Genomic DNA, 17,028 nt, shown 5'->3' on the forward strand with positions numbered 1-17,028 from the left:
GGAAGCATGTCCCGTGACCGTTCTCTCGACATCGCCGTCACCGGCCTCGCCGCGCGGTTTCCCGGCGCGACCGACCTCGCGGACTGGTGGTCCGCCCTGGTGGCGGGACGCGTCCTGACGCGGCGTCACACACGTGGCGAACTGCTCGACGCCGGGATGCCGCGGAGCCTCCTGGACGACCCGGACTTCGTCCCCGTGCACGGCCATCTGGACGACGCGGACCGCTTTGAGAACACGCTCTTCCGGGTCAGTCCCCGCGAGGCGGAGATGATGGACCCGCAGCACCGGCTGATGCTGGAGGTCGCGTGGGGGGCACTGGAGGACGCCGGGTGCAGGCCCGGCGACACCTCGGTCACCGGGGTCTTCGCGTCCGCGAGCAGCAGTGGCTACCTGCGCGCCATGGTGGCGGGAGGCGCGCTCGACCCGCTCACCCTCGAAGACGCGCTGCACGGCACCGAGCCCGACTTCATGGCGAGCCTCCTCTCGTACAAACTCGGCCTGACCGGACCGGCGGTGGCCGTGCAGACCGCCTGTTCCTCCTCGCTGGTCGCCGTCCACATGGCCGTGCAGGCCCTGTTGAACGGGGACTGCGACCAGGCGCTGGTGGTCGGGGCGGGCATCGCGCATCCGCAGGGCGGGCACCTCCACGTGCCGGGCGGCATCCACTCGGCCACCGGGGCGTGCCGCCCCTTCGACGAGAGCGCCGACGGGGTGGTCGCCGGGTCCGGCGTCGCCTGTGTGGTGCTGCGGCGGCTGGCCGACGCCCTGGAGGACGGCCCCGAGCCGTACGGCGTGGTGCTCGGTACGGCGATCAACAACGACGGCGCGTCGAAGGCCGGCTACTACGCGCCGTCCGTGGACGGCCAGGAGGCCGTCATCCGGGCGGCGTTGGCGGCGGCTGACGTGGACGCGGGGTCGCTCGGGTATCTGGAGGCGCACGCCACCGGTACCCGCGTGGGCGACCCGATCGAGTGGACGGCCGCGTCCGCCGCGCTCGGTGGTACGGGGGCGGGCCCGGCCACGATCGCGGTCGGCGCCCTCAAGGCCAACACCGGCCACCTGGACAACGCGGCCGGGGTCGCCTCGCTCATCAAGGCGCTGCTGGTGGTCAAGGAGGGGGTGGTGCCGCCGGTGGCGGGCTTCACCCGGCTCAACCCGCTGCTGGAGACGGCCGATTCACCGCTGTACGTGCCCGCCGAGGCCCGGGAGTGGCGGGGGCCGCTGCCGCGCAGGGCCGGGATCAGCTCGTTCGGCGTCGGCGGGACCAACGCGCATGTGGTCATCGAGCAGGCGCCGCCGGTACAGGCCGCGGAGACCGGCGGCGAGGAGGACTCCGGTCATCTTGTGCTGCTGTCCGCCGCCGACCCCGAGGCCCTCGCGCGCTCCGCCCAGCGGCTCGGCGCGCATCTGCGGCGCGCGGAACCGGCCCTGGCCGACGTGGCGTTCACCCTCGCGGCCGCGCGCGCCGAACTGCCCGTACGGCTGGCGGTGGCGGGGCGCACCGGCGCGGAGATCACCGAGCGCCTCGCGTCCGGCGCGGGGGTCGTACGGGACGAGGTCACCACGGGTGGCCTGCCGGCCCCGGCGCTGTTCCTCTTCCCGGGGCAGGGGTCCCAATACCCAGGCATGGCAAGGCCGTTCGCCGAGGCACTGCCCGGCTTCGAGGACGCCCTGCGGGACTGCCTCGCCGCGTTCGACCCCGCGACGGCCAGTGTCGTACGCCGCGCGCTGCTGGACGAGTCGTTCCCCGCGGCGGAGCTGGAGGCCACCGAGCTGGCCCAACCCGCCCTGTTCGCCGTGGAGTACGCGGCGTCGGCCGCGCTGCGCGCCCTCGGTGTCACCCCGGCCGCCGTGGCGGGACACAGCCTCGGCGAGATCACGGCGGCCTGTGTGGCCGGCTCGCTGGACCTCGCCGACGCGGCCCGACTGGTGACGGTACGCGGCCGGGCCATGGCCGACTGCCCGCCGGGCGCGATGCTCGCGGTGGGCTGCGACGAGGCGACGCTCCGTACCCTGCTCGCGGAGAGCGGGCAGGAGCTTGAACTCGCCGCGCACAACGCCCCGGAGAGCTGTGTCGTGGCGGGCGCCGAGGACGCCGTCGAGGCGTTCCGTACCTGGCTCGGTGAGAGCGTGCCCACCAAGCGGCTGCGGACGAGCCGCGCGTTCCACTCGGCGCTCGTCGAACCCGCGCTCGCCCCGCTGTCCGCCGCGCTCGCGGGGATCACCCTGCGGCGGCCGGTGCTGCCGTTCGCGGCCAACGCCACCGGGGAACTGGTCCCGGCGGGCGCCCGGATCACCGCGGACCGGTTTGTGGCCCAGGCGCGGGGGGCGGTGCGGTTCGCCGAGGCGATGGAGACCCTGGCGCGGCGCTTCCCGGGCGCGGTCGCCGTCGAGATCGGCCCGGGACGGGTGTTGTCGGCCCTGGCCGTCGCCGCCGGGCTGACTCCGGTCGCGCTCTCCCCGGCCCGTACCGACCGGCCGGGCGAGGAGGTCCTGACGGCCCTGGGCACGCTCTGGGCGAAGGGGCTGCCGCTCGCGCCGACAGCGCTGAGCGGCCCGGGACGACGCGTACACCTGCCGGGATACGCGTTCGCCGGACCGCGCTGGATGGCCCCGGAGGCCCGCCCCCGCGAGGCCGCGCTCCGGGGGGTCGCAGGACGGGCGCCGGGGACGGCGGAGGGTCCGGGCACGGCGACGGCAAACGGGCAGTTGCCTGACGTGCGGGTCGAGGAAGCGCCGGCCGCCGAAGACCCCGCGACCGTCCTCGCCGGGCTCTGGGCCGAACTCCTCGGCCACACCGGCCTCACCGGCGACTCGGACTTCTTCGACCTGGGCGGCGACTCACTGGCGACCACCCATCTGGCGCGCCGGATCAAACTGCGGCTCGGGGTCTCCGTATCACTCCGCGACCTCCTGATCGGCCGCACACTGGGCCGTCAGACCGAGATCGTCCTCGGCCTCCTCGACCGGTCCGTCGTCCGAAGCTGAACCCGGACCCTCTTGCCGCTGAACCCGGACCCCCTACTCGGGGACGCCCTGGAAGCCGGTCAGCACGGTGGTGAGAATCTCCTGTGCCTCGGTGTACGTCGGGCCGCTCGGCTGCCCGCCGGGCGCCGGGGTCGGGTCCGGCTCCGGGGCCGACAGGCTCTCCTCGGCGACCTTCAACACCTCGACGAGAAAGCGTCCGTTGGTGCCGTACACCACCGCCTGGCCGTACTCCACGGAGGTGTCGGTCGGTGTGAGCGGCGGCCTGGACGCCCTGGGCAGCTCGCCGACAGGGGCAAGCTTCCCGTCGGGCCCGATGGTCCAGCCCGGCCCGGGGGAGGGCGGCGCCGCCCGGTACCGGGCGTCGCTGAGGACGGCCACCCCCGGGCCGTGCTTCCCCGCGGTGGCCCGCGCGACGGTGGTGACCGGCGCCTGGGAACGGGAGAGGGCGGTCAACGGGGCGTCGGCGGTGCGAGGGCCGCAGTCGCGGGCCGCCGTGAGCACCTCGGCGAGCAGTTCGGAGGTGTCGGTCCGCCGGGGCAGGAGGTAGACGCTGACGCTGAATCCGGGGTCGTAGCGCTCCGACCGCAGTTCGTACAGAGCCGGTACGGGCACCGCCTTGCGGGTGGCCGCCCCCGCGTCGGTGATGCGCACGTCTCTGTCCAGCTCCACCAGCCGGCAGGGTGAGATCCCCAGGGGCCGGTCCTTCTTGGGGCGGTGGACCACACCCGCGCGCAGCTCGGAGACTCCACGGTCCAGCTGGGAGTCCATGATCCGCTGCATGTACGAGGGGTCGAATTCGTCGCCGGAGGCGCTCGGGTCGGCGGGGCTCGACGCCCCGTCCGACGAGGTGCATCCGCTCACCAGCAGGCCGCCCAGGACCGCCACCGTCGATAAGAGCCGTCGTAATCCCATGCTCCGACGGTACGGCAGCGGTCGACGCGGCGGCACACTCCACGAGAAGAATGACAGCGTCAGGTACGAGGTGTCCCGGGCCGTACGAGGAACGCCAGCAGCCCCGTGCACACCAGCGTGACCACCCCGAGCACGTCCCAGTACAGCCACGCCTCACCCGCGTCGTGGAGCATGAGGAACAGCGACCCGCCCGCCAGCGATCCCAGCGCCTCCCCCGTGGACCAGCAGACCTGCCGCAGGTGCATGACCTCCAGGCTGGAGCCCACCCCGAGCCCGGCGAACGCGGTGCTCATCATCGGCGCGAACATCATCTCGGCCAGGGCGAACACCAGGACCGCGACACCCGCTCCGAACAGCGGTGGCAGGCCGACCCCGAGCAGCACCATGGACACGCCGAAGAGGATGTTGGCGCGGCCGAGGATGGCGAAGGGGGTCCTCCCCGCCGCCATCAGCTTGCTGATCAGCGCCGTGACCGCCGTCTGGAACAGGACGATCGACACGGCGGGCGCGGCGATCAGCACCGAACGGGCCGCCGCCGACTCGAAGTCCCGGCCGACGGACAGCGCGAACGCCGAGTAGAACTGGGCGTACACAAACGTGCCCAGGGTGCTCACGACCACCAGCCGCAGCATGGCCGGGGTCCGCACGACCCGCAGCAGGACCGCCTTGCTGACCGGCCACGTGCCGGAGGTGGCGGGCGGCCTGCGGTGGGCCGGGACACCGGGCACCATGACCGCGCCGGCGCCCAGGTAGCAGAGCGCCACGAACCCCATGAGCAGCCGGGGGTCGGAATCCGTGTAGAGCAGGTTGGCGACGAACGGGCCGAGCATCGCGCCCGCGTTGACGGCTATCTGGAACAGGGAGAAGATCCGGTTCCGGCCGATGTTGTCGTGCACGACCTCGGCGATGAGCACGCGCGACAGGGTGAAGTGGATGCTCACGCCGGTGCCGGCGAGGACGAGCAGCGCGCACAGCGCCCACGCGGTACCGGCGTACGGCAGCGATCCGAAGGCGACGGCGGAGAGCAGGACCCCGCCCACCATCCCGGTGCGGTAGCCCACCCGGTGCAGCCAGCGGTTCAGCGTGAGCGCGGCGAGTCCGGCGGACGCGGTGTAGCAGAACAGCCCGGCGCCCACCACGGCGGTCCCCGACCCCGGCGCCCGCGCGGCGAGCAGCAGGCCGAGCACGGGAAAGACGGTGAACAGGCCGAGACTGCCGAGGAGATGGTCGAGGGAGAGCGCGGAGCGCAGGTGGCGCGGAGCCCGCGCCGCGGGCGCTTCGAGGGGGGTAAGGGTCCCCGGCTGGTGGGTCATGGCCGGTCCCCCGCCCTTGTCCACCGTACGGAGAGAGCGCGTTCCGCCATGTCGATCAACTCCTTCTTCGCATCCTTCGCACAGGCCTTCGCGCAGGAAGAGGCAAGGCGCGCCGACCTGGTGACGTGGCATCAGTGGCACCGCTTGCCCGAATGCCCGGCACTTGCCTGAATGCCCGACACAGTGTCAATATCTTGCCAAGCTTGTCAATCGGGAGGCAGGACATGGCACACGGACAACGGACGGCGCCGTACGGAAGCTGGCCGTCCCCGCTCGGCGCCGCCGACGTCGCCCGGGGCGAGGCCCAGCTCGACTGGGTGGGCTTCGTCGGGGACGAGGTGTGGTGGACCGAGGCGCTGCCCGAGGAGGGTGGCCGCGCCGCCCTGATGCGCGGTGGCCCCGACGGACCCGAGGAGGCGCTGCCCGGCGGCGGTTGGGACGTACGGACCCGTGTGATCGAGTACGGAGGCCGCCCCTGGCTCGCGCTCTCCGACCGCGCCGAGGACGGCGTCGTCTTCACCCACGCCGGGGACCAGCGTGTCCATCTCTGGCGGCCGGGCACGGAGCCGGTGCCCCTCAGCCCGCCCGGCGCGTGGCCGGCCGAGCTGCGCCACGCCGACCTGGCGGTGCGCGGCGACGAGGTCTGGTGCCTGCGCGAGCGGGTCGAGGACGAGGAGGGCACCCGGGTCACCCGCCATCTCGTGGCACTGCCCCTGGACGGCAGCGCGGCCGACGACGCCTCCCGTGTACGAGAGTTGACGGCCAGTCACCACTTCATGAGCGGTCCGCGCATCGAGCCCGGCGGCGACCGGGTCGTCTGGCTGGGCTGGGACCACCCGGACATGCCCTGGGACGCCACCCGGCTCATGGGTGCCGTGGTCCGGGCCGACGGCACCCTGAGCGAGCCGGCCGTCCTCGTCGGGGACCGCCTGGCGGTGACGCAGGCGGAGTGGGCCGCCGACGGATCGGGCACGCTGTACGCGCTCGCCGACCCGGACGGGTGGTGGAACGTCCACGAGGTCGCGCCGGAGGGCGGCCTCCTGCGCAACCTGTGCCCGCGCGAGGAGGAGTTCGGCGACGCGCTGTGGCGGATCGGGCTGCGCTGGTGCCTCCCGCTGCGTGACGGCACGCTCGCCGTCGTGCACGGCAAGGGCCGCCGCACGCTGGGGATCCTCTCCCCCGACGGCACGCTCACCGACCCGGAGGGCTTCGCCGGGGCGGGCGCGGAGTGGTTCTCGTTGGCGACCGACGGCCGGCGCGTCGCCGCGGTGTGCGCCGGGCCGCGACAGCGCCGCAGTGTGGTCCTCGCGGACCCGGCGGACGGCAGTGTGCGAGTCGTACGGCCGCCCTCGGGCACCACGCTCGACGCGTGGGCGACCACGCCGTACCGCCGTGCCTTCCGCGGCGACGACGGCCAGGACGTGTACGCCCACGTGTATCCGCCCTACAGCCCCACCCACACCGGACCGGCGGGCGAACTCCCGCCGTGGGTCGTCTTCGTGCACGGCGGCCCGACGAGCGGCACGCCACTCGTGCTCAACCAGGAGATCGGCTTCTTCACCAGCCGGGGCATCGGTGTGGTGGACGTGCAGTACGGCGGCTCCACCGGTTACGGCCGCGCCTACCGGGAGCGGCTGCGCGGCGACTGGGGTGTCACGGACGTGCGGGACTGCGCCGCCGTGGCCCGGGGGCTGGTGGCCGAGGGGCTCGCCGACGCGGCGGGACTCGCCATCCGGGGCGCGAGCGCGGGCGGTTGGACGGCCGCCGCGTCGCTGTGCGCCGAGCCGGAGCTGTACGCCGCCGCCGGGATCTACTACCCGCTCCTCGACCCGGTGATCTGGAGCGCCGGTGGGACGCACGATTTCGAATCGCGTTATCTGGACGGGCTGATCGGTCCCTGGCCGGAGGCGAAGGACCGTTACGAGCGGCGCTCCCCGCTGGCCGGCGCCGACCGCATCCGCGCGCCGTTCCTGCTCCTCCAGGGGCTGGACGACCGCGTCTGCCCGCCCGCCCAGAGCCTGCGGATGGCGGAACGGATCGCGGAGACCGGCGGGGAGTGCCGCTACCTCCGCTTCGAGGGCGAGGGGCACGGATTCCGGAAGGCGGCGAACACCGTCACCGCGCTCCACGCCGAACTGGCGCTGTACGGCGACGTGTTCGGCTTCACGCCCTCCCTTCCGGCGGAATCCTCGTAGGCCGGCGGCCGTACGGGGCCCGGCGGGGGACCCCGTACGGCCGCCTGGTCCTCACACGCCCAGGAAGCGCTCCAGGACCACGGCGATACCGTCCTCGTCGTTGCCGGGGGCCACCTCGTCGGCCGCCGCCTTCACCTCGGGGGGCGCGGCGGCCATGGCCACCCCGTACGCCGCCCAGTCGAGCATCGGGATGTCGTTCGCCATGTCCCCGAACGCGATGGTGTCGGCGCCGCCCAGGCCCAGGCGGTGGGCGGCGAAGGAGAGGCCGGTGGCCTTGGTGAGGCCCTTCGGCAGCAGCTCCACCTCGCCGGGGCCCGCCTTGACCACCCCGACCAGGTCCCCGGCGACCCGTACCGCGACCGAGGCCAGCTCGTCCTCCGTGAGGGTCGGGTGTTGTACGTAGAACTTGCGGACGGGGTGCGCCCACAGCTCCTCCTCGTCCGCGTCCGGGACGAGCGGTGTCTCACCGGCGAGGTCGTGCAGGTAGCCGGGCGCGGCCACCACCACCCCGTCCAGTCCCGCCCGGTCGGCGGCGAGGATCAGCGGTCCTGTCACCGCCTCGATCAGGGCGACCGCCCGTCCGGCCGACCGCCGGTCCAGCGTGACGGACGTCAACTGCCGGTGCGCGGCGGTGTCGTACACCTGACCGCCCTGCCCGCAGACGGCGAGCCCGGTGTACCCGAGGTCCGCGAGGACGTGCCGGGTCCAGGAGACGGACCGGCCGGTGACGACGATGTGCCGCGCGCCCCGCTCGGTGGCGAGGGACAGGGCGGCCCGGGTCCGCGCGCCGATCGTACGGTCGGAGCGCAGGAGCGTGCCGTCCAGGTCGGTGGCGATCAGGGCGTACGGCAACGGGGCGGGGGCGCCGGTCACTTCATCCTCCGTTGCTCTGGTAGTGGCGCAGGTTCCAGTTCCAGAAGCGCTTGGCGGCGAGGAACAGCAGGACGCAGACCGCCGGCGACCACCGGGTGAGCCAGGCGAGCGGCCCGTGCTCCGGTTCCTTGTCCAGGAGGACGAGGACGGGGAAGTACGCGACGAAGGCCAGCGGCAGGACGTACGTGAAGATCCCGCGCAGCACGACGGGCAGGATCGACAGCGGGTAGTTGCCGATCGTCGCCATGATGTCGTCGATCCACTTGCCCACCCCGTGCGCGAACGGCGAGCGCAACAGCAGCGCGGCGAGCGGGAGTTGGACGGCGGCCTCCAGGAAGACCCCGCCGACGATCGCGGCGCCGAGGTAGAGCACGGCGCCGATGCCCCAGTCGACCGGGGCCTGGGCCACGGCCATGGCGCACACGGTGACGCCGACGAAGAAGTCACCGAGGGCGTTGATGTTGAAGCGGCTGATCAGGATCTGGGTGAGGACGGACATGGGGCGGAGGAAGTAGCCCTCGACCCGGCCCTCCTCGACCAGTTCGAGCAGTTGGTCGGAGAGGTTCCCGAAGACCATGGTGAACAGTCCGTGCGACATGAGCCGCATGCCGACGATCAGCAGGACCCCGCCGTTCGGGAAGTCGCCGAGACCGTCGAAGCGGGTGATGAGGACGGCGGCGAAGGCGAGCGTCGAGGTCTGCCAGAGGATGCCGAAGATGATCTCGAACGCGAAGTCGCCGGGGTATTCGAGACGTCCCCGGATGTTGACCGCGGTGGTCCGCAGGACGATCCGCAGGACACGGACCGTCCGGCGGACGCGGGCCCCGGCGGCGGCGCGCGGCCGGGTGGGCCGGGAGGGCCGGGGGGCGTCGACCGTGGTGGTCATGGTTCAGCCTCCTTGTGAGGTGACGCGCCGGGCCGCGCGCGACCAGACGAACTTGGTCAGCACGGCGAGAGCGACCACCCAGCACACCTCACGCAGCAGGTTCTCGGGCGCGTCGGCGAGCGGGATGCGGCCGACGTAAATCGAGATGGGCACGTTGATGGTGGCGGCGAACGGGAGCACCGACGCCGTGGTGAGCAGCCAGCCCGGCAGGAACCACAGCGGGACGAACACCCCGGAGAGGAGGTCCTGCACGAAGCTGTACATACGGGTCAGACCGCTGTTGGAGGTCAGCCAGAACGTGGCGAGGTCGACGAGCTGGCCGAGGTAGTAGAGGATCATCTGCCCGAGAATGAGGCTGACGACGAAGACCAGTCCGACCGTGGCGGACGCGGGCGGCCGGATCACGCCGGCCGCGAGGGCGATCAGGTAGCCGATGAGGGCCCACACGGCGCCGTACCCCATGTCGCCCATGGCCCGGTACATGTAGTAGCGGCCGGGCGAGATCGGCCGGAGGAACCAGTAGATGACCGTGCCCTCGCGCGTGCGCTGGGGCAGGTTGTCCTTGGTGACCATACGGTTGCTCCACCGGATCCGCCCGACGAGGATCGCGAGGGCCGCGTACGTGACGGCCTGGTGGACGTCGAGCCCGGCGACCGACTCCTTGCCCTCGTAGACCGCCGTCCACAGCAGGTAGTACAGGTAGACCTGCACGCCCATCATGAAGGGGGCGAGGAAGAACCGGCCCCGGTAGGCGATGGTCTGGTAGAGCGGCACGATCCGCCAGATCCGCCAGGCGCGCCCGCCGCCCGGCCTGCCGCCGGGGCTGCCACCCGCCCGGCCGCCCGCTCCGGTGGTGACCGCGGCGCTCACGGGACGAGGATTTCGTTCTTGGCCTCGTAGGCGTTCCGCATGAGTTCCTCCAGGTCGGTCTCCTCCACGGTCATGCCGACCACGGGGAACCCGGCGATCAGGGCCCGCACCACGTCCTCCGGCGTGTGGCCGTCCTCGGGGGCGAGCGTGGCGCGTGTCCCCTCGTGGGAGAGGACGCGCGCGCCCGCCACCCGTACCTCGGCGACCGGTTCGCCGAAGGTGACGTTGACCGTCCTGCTCGCGCCGTACTGGTGCTTCATGCCGTCGAGGGTTCCGTCGAACACCAGCCGGCCGTGGTTGATCAGCAGGACGCGCTCGCACAGCCGGGCCACGTCGGTCATGTCGTGGGTGGTGAGGACAACCGCCCGGCCGCGCTCGTGGACCTGCTGGAGGAGGAACGCGCGGGTGCGTTCCTTCGCCACCACGTCCATGCCGATCGTGGGCTCGTCGAGGAAGAGGATCGCGGGGTCGTGGAGGACCGCGGCCGCCATGTCACAGCGGACGCGCTGCCCGAGCGACATGAGCCGTACCGGCGTGTCCCAGAACTCGGAGATGCCCAACACCTGGTCGACGTCGTGGAGTTGACGTTCGTAGTCGCGGGGGGCGATGTCGAAGATGTCCTGGATCAGGCCGAAGGAGTGCCGGGCGGGCAGGTCCCACCAGAGCTGGGTCTTCTGCCCGAACACCGCGCCGATCGCCCGGGCGTTGTCCGCCCGGTTGAGGTGGGGGACACGTCCGTCGACGTACACCTCGCCGGACGTCGGGGTCAGGATCCCGGTCAGCATCTTGATGGACGTCGATTTTCCGGCACCGTTGGGGCCGAGCAGGCCCACCAACTCGCCCCGGCCGACCGTCAGATCAAGATCGGATACCACGGTGCGCTCGTCCCTCGCCGGGCTCATGAGCGACCTGAACGTGGCGAAGCGCCCGGTGGTCGGGCGCCTCACCTTGTACGTCTTCGTCAGGCCACGCGTCACGATGGCCGCCGATTCGTGCGGCATTCCGGTTCCTTTCGGTGGGGGGTGGGTGGGGGTGTGTCAGGGGGGCGCGGGTCAGTGCGCGTAGAGCGAGCTGAGCGCGGCGATGCCCGGGAGGTCACCCAGGAGGTCGGGGTCCTTGAGGGCGTGCAGGTCGGTCTCCCACAGCTCTCCGGCGGAGCTGACCAGTACGGAGTCGGCGGCGGCCGGGCCCGGCGGCGACGCGGGCGCCGGCGGGGACGGAGACACGGACGTCGGCGGGGACGACAACGCGGGCGTCGTCAGGGTTGTCGACACGGACGGTGACACGGGCACCGTCACGCGGTCCCATTCGACGCCGGTGAACGGTATCCCCAGCACGGCCGACACCGACTTCACGGCGCTCTCGGCGGCCAGCGGCGCGAGGGTGAGCTTCGACGGGCTGACCACCACGGCCCGGCCGCCGAGGAAGTCGTGGCTGAACTCGTCCGCCACCGTGCCGCTGCTCGGCAGCAGCCCCGACTTGACCGCCGCGTACCCGGAGATCAGCCGCACGCCCGCCAGCGGGCCCGGCCTGACGACCCCGCGCAGGGTGGACAGGACGCGGTGCGCCCACCAGCCGGCCAGCTGTCCCCCGGCGCCCCGCGCGCTGTCGAACGACTGGAAGTCGGAGACGAGCCAGGTCGTCCCGCTCTCGTGCCCCGTCCGGCCGGCGACGAAGAGTCCGTGTTCCTCACGCTCGGGGAAGACGGCGCTGATGACGGGCAGGTGCCCGCGCAGCACCAGCATGAAGGACTTCCGGCACCGCACGACGGGCGGCAGGCCCGAGCGGGCGAGGATGCCGGGCGCGCCCGCTCCGGCCGCGACGACCACGGCGCGGCTCGCTATCGTCTCGGTGGTGCCGTCCGGACGGACGAACTCGCTGAGCACACCGCCCGGTTCGTCCGCCGTCCGGCTGATGCTGCCCCGGGCGAGGTCGATGCCGGTGGCCGCGGTCCGCTCGCCGAGGCAGCGCAGGACAGGGCCAAAGTCGTAGGTCTCCTCCTCGCTCCTGAACGAGGAGACAAACCCGTCGCCGAGCCACGGCGGCGGTTCCACGGGGCGGACCGGGAGGCCTGAGGCCTGCCAGTGCTCCTGGGCGCGCCGTGACGCGTCCGGGTTGGAGAACGACACCACCGAGCCCGGCGTGACGGGCGTCAGGCCGGCCGTGAGGGCGTCCCAGTGGTCCCGCGCGCGCTCGAACAGGAGTGGCAGGCGTGGTTCGTTCGGGCCGAACGCGTAGCCCCGGTGCAGGTATCCGTGCGACTGCCCCGACTGGCCCCCGCCGAGCCGCCGCTCCTCGACCAGCAGCACCCGAGCGCCGCGTGCGGTCAGTCCCAGTGCCGTAAGTATTCCCGCCATGCCCGCACCCGCGACCACGACGTCATAGCTGCGTGTCACTGTTGTCCCTGTCCTGGATTCAGGCACCGACCTGTCCCGGGCGTGTCCGCCTGTCTAGGCGTGGCCGCCTGTCCGGGGCGTGTCCGCGAACGGGTTGACGTGTTCGACCGAGGCGACCAGCCCGGACGACTCCGAGAGGCCCACCAGCCAGCACTCGCCCCGGGCCGTCTCCAGCAGCAGGCCCGCGTTGCCGCGAGGCGATACGGAGCGCAGCGGACCGAGCCCCGCCAGCAGCAGCCGGTCCTGCGCGTCCGACGACGCGCCGGGGTGCCGGGCCACCACGTTCCCGCTGACGAGGCTGATCCGTACGTCGATGAAGAGCGCGACCGAGATCTCCGTGGTGTCAACGGTCATCGTCCACCACCTCCGCCAGGGCCAGCGCGGCAAGCGTGGCGGAGTCCTGGATCCCGCCGTCGCGGGCCAGTTGGCGCAGCTCCGGCCACGACAGGGTCCGTACGGTCATGCCCTCCTCGAACGGATCCCGGTCCGTGGGGCCGGCCTCCGCCACGGCACGCGCGCTGTACGCGTGGCAGGAGGTCGTCGAGAAGCCGCTGCTCTCGGCGAAGGTCCCGAGGTGCCGCAGGTCCGTCACCCGCAGGCCGGTCTCCTCCAGCACCTCGCGCCGTGCGGCGGACTCGGGTGACTCCCCCGCCTCGATGCCCCCTTGGGGGAATTCGACGCTGCGCGCGCCGCCGAAGGTCTGCCGCGGCAGGTCCACGACGACGAAGCGTTCCTCGTGCCGTACGACCACCAGGACGGAGTCCGGCTTGCTGACCATGAAGTACGTGTGCCGGTCCCCCAGGCCGTCCTCGTACCGCTTGCGCAGGATGGAGAACCAGGGATTGCGGTGGACCGTCTCGCTTCCGATCTCACGCATGGCTCCCACCGGCTCAGGCCGGCGGGGTCAGATAGGTCTTGGACAGGGGATGCCCGCCCCGGCACAACTCGTCGTACGCGGCGGCCAGTTCGCGGGCCCGGCCGGTGGCCCGGGGGTCACGGGGAGCGACGCCGTCCGTGCTGTCGACCAGGCGGATCCCCAGCAGCGTCCCGGCGAGCAGGACCTGTCCGTCGTACAACTCCTCACGCAGGACGCGGCGTTCGGTCACCTGGTGGCCGAGGTCGCGCGCGATGTCGAGGAGGATGCGCTTGGTGATGGAGTCCAGGACGCCGGTGTCCACGGAGGGGACGATGATCTCCTGGTCGCGGACGATCAGGATGGCGGCGCCGTCCGCCTCGGCGACGTGCCCGTCCTCGTTGAGGATGAAGATGTGCTCGGCGCCCCGCTCGGTCCTCTCCCGCTCGAACACCCGGAAGTCCAGGTACGAACCGCCGGACTTGGCGAGGGGGCCGATGGGTCCGCCGAAGCGGCGGTGGGCGCTGACCACGGCCCGTACCCGCGGCGGCGCCACCGGGGCGAACTCGAATCCGCCGATGTACATGGCCCCCTCGCTCTCGGGCGCCAGGGTCGACCGCCCGCGCGCGGCGTAGAACGTCGGCCGCAGGTAGACGTCCTTCCCAGGGTGGTGGGAGGCGACCTCGGCCAGCGCGGCGAAGACCTCGTCCCGGGTCTCCGGCGCCGGGATGTCGGCGATGCGCGCGGAGTTGAAGAGGCGGTCCACGTGCTGCTCGGCGGCGAGCATCAGGTGGCGGTCCCGCTCCGCGTCCCAGAACGCCGTCATTCCCTCGAAGACGTTGGCGCCGCGCAGCGCCAACTCGTCCCAGACATGGACCCGTGCGTCCTCCCAGGGCACGACGGATCCGTTGAACCACATGACTCTGTCACCCATGACTTCCCCCAGCCGTTCGGTAGTTCAGTCGTTCGGTAGTTCAGCCGTTCGGTCGTTCGGCAGTGCGTGCGTTCAGACGTTTCGCGGCGCGGCCGCGAGTTCTATCCCGCTGATCTCCAGGCGTGCCTTTCCTTCCGTACAGATCAGGAAAGGCACGTCGACATGGGCGAAGTCGATCCCGCCGGCGGCCAGTTCGGACAGCGGTACGGAGATCCGCGTCCACTCCCCGGCGGGCAGCGCGTTCAGCCGGGCGGAGATGTCGAGTGCGGGCTGCCGCGGGTAGTCGTTGTGGCAGGCCAGGTAGAACGGATCGGCCGGCGGATCGACGACCCGTACGCCGAACGACAGCGTCCCGTCCCGCGCCACCAGATCCCGCAGGTCGGCCGGCCGGCCTCCGTGGGCCTGCGCGTACACGAACGTCCTGGTGCCCTTGAACGTCAGGGACACCCCGTCGCGCCCGCCCGGTGTCCCGACCGGCTCCGTCGTGATGAAGACGGTCTCGTGCCGGCCGTCCGAGGGGATCGGCTGGGGCCCGTTGGCGGTGGCGCTGACCTCGAAAAGGTACGCGGGGTCGCCGGGCCCGACCACCAGCGTGTCGCCGGTGAACAGCTCGGCCGGCGGGGCGTCGTCGTCCTCATCCAGCGGCAGCGGGTACGGCCCCGGGCCGTCCGTCGCGGCCGGGCCGCGCAGGGTCAGCCCGGACCCGTACGGGAAGAGCGGCGCGTGCTTGCCGACGGGCTCCTCCTCCCCGGGCGGCACCTGGTAGTCCGGGATGTGGGGCGGGACCCGGTGCGAGGTCGTCGTACGCCGGCCGCGGGGCCAGCTGAAGCTCAAGCGCCCTCGGAAGTCGTACGGTTGCTCCCCCTCGGCGTCGGTGAAGAGCAGGTCGGTGATGCCCTGCGCGGCGGGTCCGGGGAGCCACGCGGCCACGAAGGCGTCGGAGAGGTTGATCTCCTCCGTCACGTAGAGCGGGCGGCCGCTGAACAGGACCGTGACCACCGTGGCGCCCGCGGCGCGCAGTTCGCGCAGGATCTCCAGGTCGCGGGCGTAGGACGGCTTGAGCGCGGCGTACTCGACGGTGTGCCACGGGCTGATGGACCCGAGCATCTCCGCGTAGGTGTCCTCGCCGATGCCGACCACGACGACGTCGTGCCCGGACGGGTCCGCGTGGTCCAGAAGGGGGTCGACCGTGCAGTGGCCCTCGCCGACGACCCCGGCGACGGCGCCCGCCAGCGTGGCCCCGCCGGGGAAGTCGTCCAGCGTGACGTCGTCGCCCTGCCAGGTGACGGTGAAGCCGCCCGTCTGCTTGGTGATGGCGTCGGCGGCGCTGCCGGTGACCAGGACCCTGGCGGTGCGGGCGAGGGGCAGGACGGCGTTCTCGTGCTTGAGCAGCACGAGCGACTTCCGTACGGACTCGCGGGCCAGCGCGCGGTGTTCGGGTGCGCCGAGGATCTCCTCCCGGCCCGCCAGCGACCGGTCCTGGGGCCTGGGCTTGTCCCACAGGCCGGCCCGCATCTTGACCCGCAGCACGCGCAGTACGGCGTCGTCGATGCGGGACATCGGGATGTCGCCGGAGTTCACCCGCGCCAGCGCGTCGCGGTAGACGGCCTGCCACTTCTCGCGGGACGAGATCATGAGGATGTCGACCCCGGCCTTGATCACGTTCCCGGCGTCCCCCTGGGTGCAGCCCTCCACGTAGGGGTGGGCGTCCCAGTCGCCGACGACGATGCCGTCGAACCCGAGCGCGTCCTTGAGGACGTCGGTGATCAGGTAGGCGCTGCCGTGGGCGCGCTCCTCGGAACGGTCCTCGCTCTCCCAGCCGCTGTAGGAGACCATCACGGACTGGGAGCCGGCCTCGATGCCGGAGAAGAAACCCATGGCGTGGATGTTGCGCAGGAGGTCCTCGCTGCACCGCGCGATGCCCCGGTCCTCGCCCCCGAAGGTGCCGCCGTCGCCCACCCAGTGCTTGACGCAGGAGATGACCCGGGAGTCGGTACGCAGGCCCTCGGCGTCGCCCTGGAGGCCCTCGACCATCGCACGCGCGTAGACATGAACGATCTCGGGGTCTTCGGAATAGCCCTCGTAGCAGCGGCCCCAGCGCAGGTCCCTCGGGGTGGCGACCGTCGGGGCGAAGGTCCAGTCGATGCCGGTGGCGGCGATCTCGCGCGCGGTGACCGCGCCGATGCGCCGGATCAGGTCCGCGTCGTGCGCCGCGCCCAGACCGATGTTGTGGGGGAAGATCGTCGCCCCGTGCACGTTGTTGTGGCCGTGCACCGCGTCGCTCGCCCACATGAAGGGAATCGTGAACGGCCGGTCCTTGTACGCCTCTTGTGCGGCCTCCCAGAAGCCGCCGACCGTCTCGGCCCAGGCCTCGGCACCTGCTAGCCGGTCTCCGCCCGGCCAGCGCCCCGCGCCGTTCAGCGCCGAGCCGATCCGGTACGTCCGTACGTCGTCGGCGGTGAGCTCCACCAGGTCGGGCTGGATCATCTGCCCGATCTTCTCCTCGGCCGTCATACGCGCGAGGATGCCGCGGATGGCCTGTTCGAGCGCCGGGTCGGGGGCGATGTCCGACCGTAATGACGGCCACGCCGGGAGATGCGTCAACTGGTTCACGTACTTCTCCTAAACGTGCGGAAACGCCGTGCGATACCGGGGGCCGCCCGACGGATCGCGGTCCTCATTGACCGGCTCGGGCTCAACGCGGATGAACCCTCGCATTCGACTGATGCCTTGTCAATCTTGTTTGTACAAAGTCTAATTGAGGCATCCGCCGTGCCCATTTGAGGCAGCCGCCGCCCTTCTGACCTG

14 protein-coding genes are annotated in these 17,028 nt (G+C 72.2%); 3 read left to right on the forward strand and 11 right to left on the reverse strand.

The features are described from left to right. The first annotated feature begins 6 nt into the window (after positions 1-6). On the forward strand, positions 7-2,988 hold the full coding sequence (locus ACIO1C_RS17110) for a type I polyketide synthase (RefSeq protein WP_401863982.1): 2,982 nt from the start codon (positions 7-9) through the stop codon (positions 2,986-2,988). A 33-nt stretch (positions 2,989-3,021) separates the two neighbouring features. On the opposite strand, the gene ACIO1C_RS17115 is transcribed toward ACIO1C_RS17110, so the two are convergent. Both ACIO1C_RS17115 and ACIO1C_RS17120 read right to left on the reverse strand, forming a co-directional pair. Continuing rightward, positions 3,022-3,900, reverse strand: coding sequence for a hypothetical protein (locus ACIO1C_RS17115; protein ID WP_401863984.1), 879 nt, complete (start codon positions 3,898-3,900; stop codon positions 3,022-3,024). Between the two features lie 59 nt (positions 3,901-3,959). Next, positions 3,960-5,213 (reverse strand): MFS transporter, encoded by a 1,254-nt coding sequence (locus ACIO1C_RS17120; RefSeq protein WP_401863987.1) that lies wholly within the window; start codon positions 5,211-5,213, stop codon positions 3,960-3,962. A gap of 48 nt (positions 5,214-5,261) precedes the next feature. Here ACIO1C_RS17120 and ACIO1C_RS17125 point away from each other — a divergent pair, with 48 nt between their 5' ends. Next, positions 5,262-5,384 carry a hypothetical protein gene (locus tag ACIO1C_RS17125; protein ID WP_401863989.1) on the forward strand — a complete coding sequence of 41 codons (123 nt, stop codon included), beginning with the start codon at positions 5,262-5,264 and terminating at the stop codon, positions 5,382-5,384. Positions 5,385-5,437: 53 nt separating this feature from the next. Beyond that, complete coding sequence (locus tag ACIO1C_RS17130) at positions 5,438-7,408, forward strand: alpha/beta hydrolase family protein (RefSeq protein WP_401863991.1); 1,971 nt, start codon at positions 5,438-5,440, stop codon at positions 7,406-7,408. 51 nt (positions 7,409-7,459) lie between these two features. Here ACIO1C_RS17130 and ACIO1C_RS17135 read toward each other — a convergent pair whose 3' ends face one another. The 9 genes from ACIO1C_RS17135 to ACIO1C_RS17175 form a co-directional block, all read right to left on the reverse strand. Next, positions 7,460-8,281 (reverse strand): HAD family hydrolase, encoded by an 822-nt coding sequence (locus ACIO1C_RS17135; RefSeq protein WP_401863994.1) that lies wholly within the window; start codon positions 8,279-8,281, stop codon positions 7,460-7,462. Position 8,282: 1 nt separating this feature from the next. Continuing rightward, positions 8,283-9,167: an ABC transporter permease gene (locus ACIO1C_RS17140; protein ID WP_401863997.1), complete on the reverse strand. Its 885-nt coding sequence runs from the start codon at positions 9,165-9,167 to the stop codon at positions 8,283-8,285. A 3-nt stretch (positions 9,168-9,170) separates the two neighbouring features. Beyond that, positions 9,171-10,037, reverse strand: a complete 867-nt coding sequence (locus tag ACIO1C_RS17145) for an ABC transporter permease (RefSeq protein ID WP_401863999.1) — start codon at positions 10,035-10,037, stop codon at positions 9,171-9,173. Beyond that, complete coding sequence (locus ACIO1C_RS17150) at positions 10,034-11,038, reverse strand: ATP-binding cassette domain-containing protein (RefSeq protein WP_401864002.1); 1,005 nt, start codon at positions 11,036-11,038, stop codon at positions 10,034-10,036. The genes ACIO1C_RS17145 and ACIO1C_RS17150 overlap by 4 nt, the downstream gene beginning before the upstream one ends. A 51-nt stretch (positions 11,039-11,089) precedes the next feature. After that, the gene (locus tag ACIO1C_RS17155; protein WP_401864005.1) at positions 11,090-12,433 is read right to left on the reverse strand and encodes an FAD-dependent oxidoreductase; all 1,344 of its coding nucleotides are present in this window, start codon (positions 12,431-12,433) and stop codon (positions 11,090-11,092) included. Between the two features lie 54 nt (positions 12,434-12,487). Beyond that, positions 12,488-12,787: a hypothetical protein gene (locus ACIO1C_RS17160; RefSeq protein WP_401864007.1), complete on the reverse strand. Its 300-nt coding sequence runs from the start codon at positions 12,785-12,787 to the stop codon at positions 12,488-12,490. Further along, positions 12,777-13,310, reverse strand: coding sequence for an NUDIX hydrolase (locus ACIO1C_RS17165; protein WP_401864010.1), 534 nt, complete (start codon positions 13,308-13,310; stop codon positions 12,777-12,779). Before ACIO1C_RS17165 ends, ACIO1C_RS17160 begins: the two co-directional genes overlap by 11 nt. Before the next feature lie 13 nt (positions 13,311-13,323). Next, positions 13,324-14,220, reverse strand: coding sequence for an aminotransferase class IV (locus tag ACIO1C_RS17170; RefSeq protein ID WP_401864013.1), 897 nt, complete (start codon positions 14,218-14,220; stop codon positions 13,324-13,326). 72 nt (positions 14,221-14,292) lie between these two features. Beyond that, positions 14,293-16,833, reverse strand: coding sequence for a glycoside hydrolase family 3 N-terminal domain-containing protein (locus tag ACIO1C_RS17175; RefSeq protein WP_401864014.1), 2,541 nt, complete (start codon positions 16,831-16,833; stop codon positions 14,293-14,295). Positions 16,834-17,028 lie beyond the last annotated feature (195 nt).

Source organism: Streptomyces sp. NPDC087420 (assembly GCF_044744165.1).
Classification (GTDB): Bacteria; Actinomycetota; Actinomycetes; order Streptomycetales; family Streptomycetaceae; genus Streptomyces.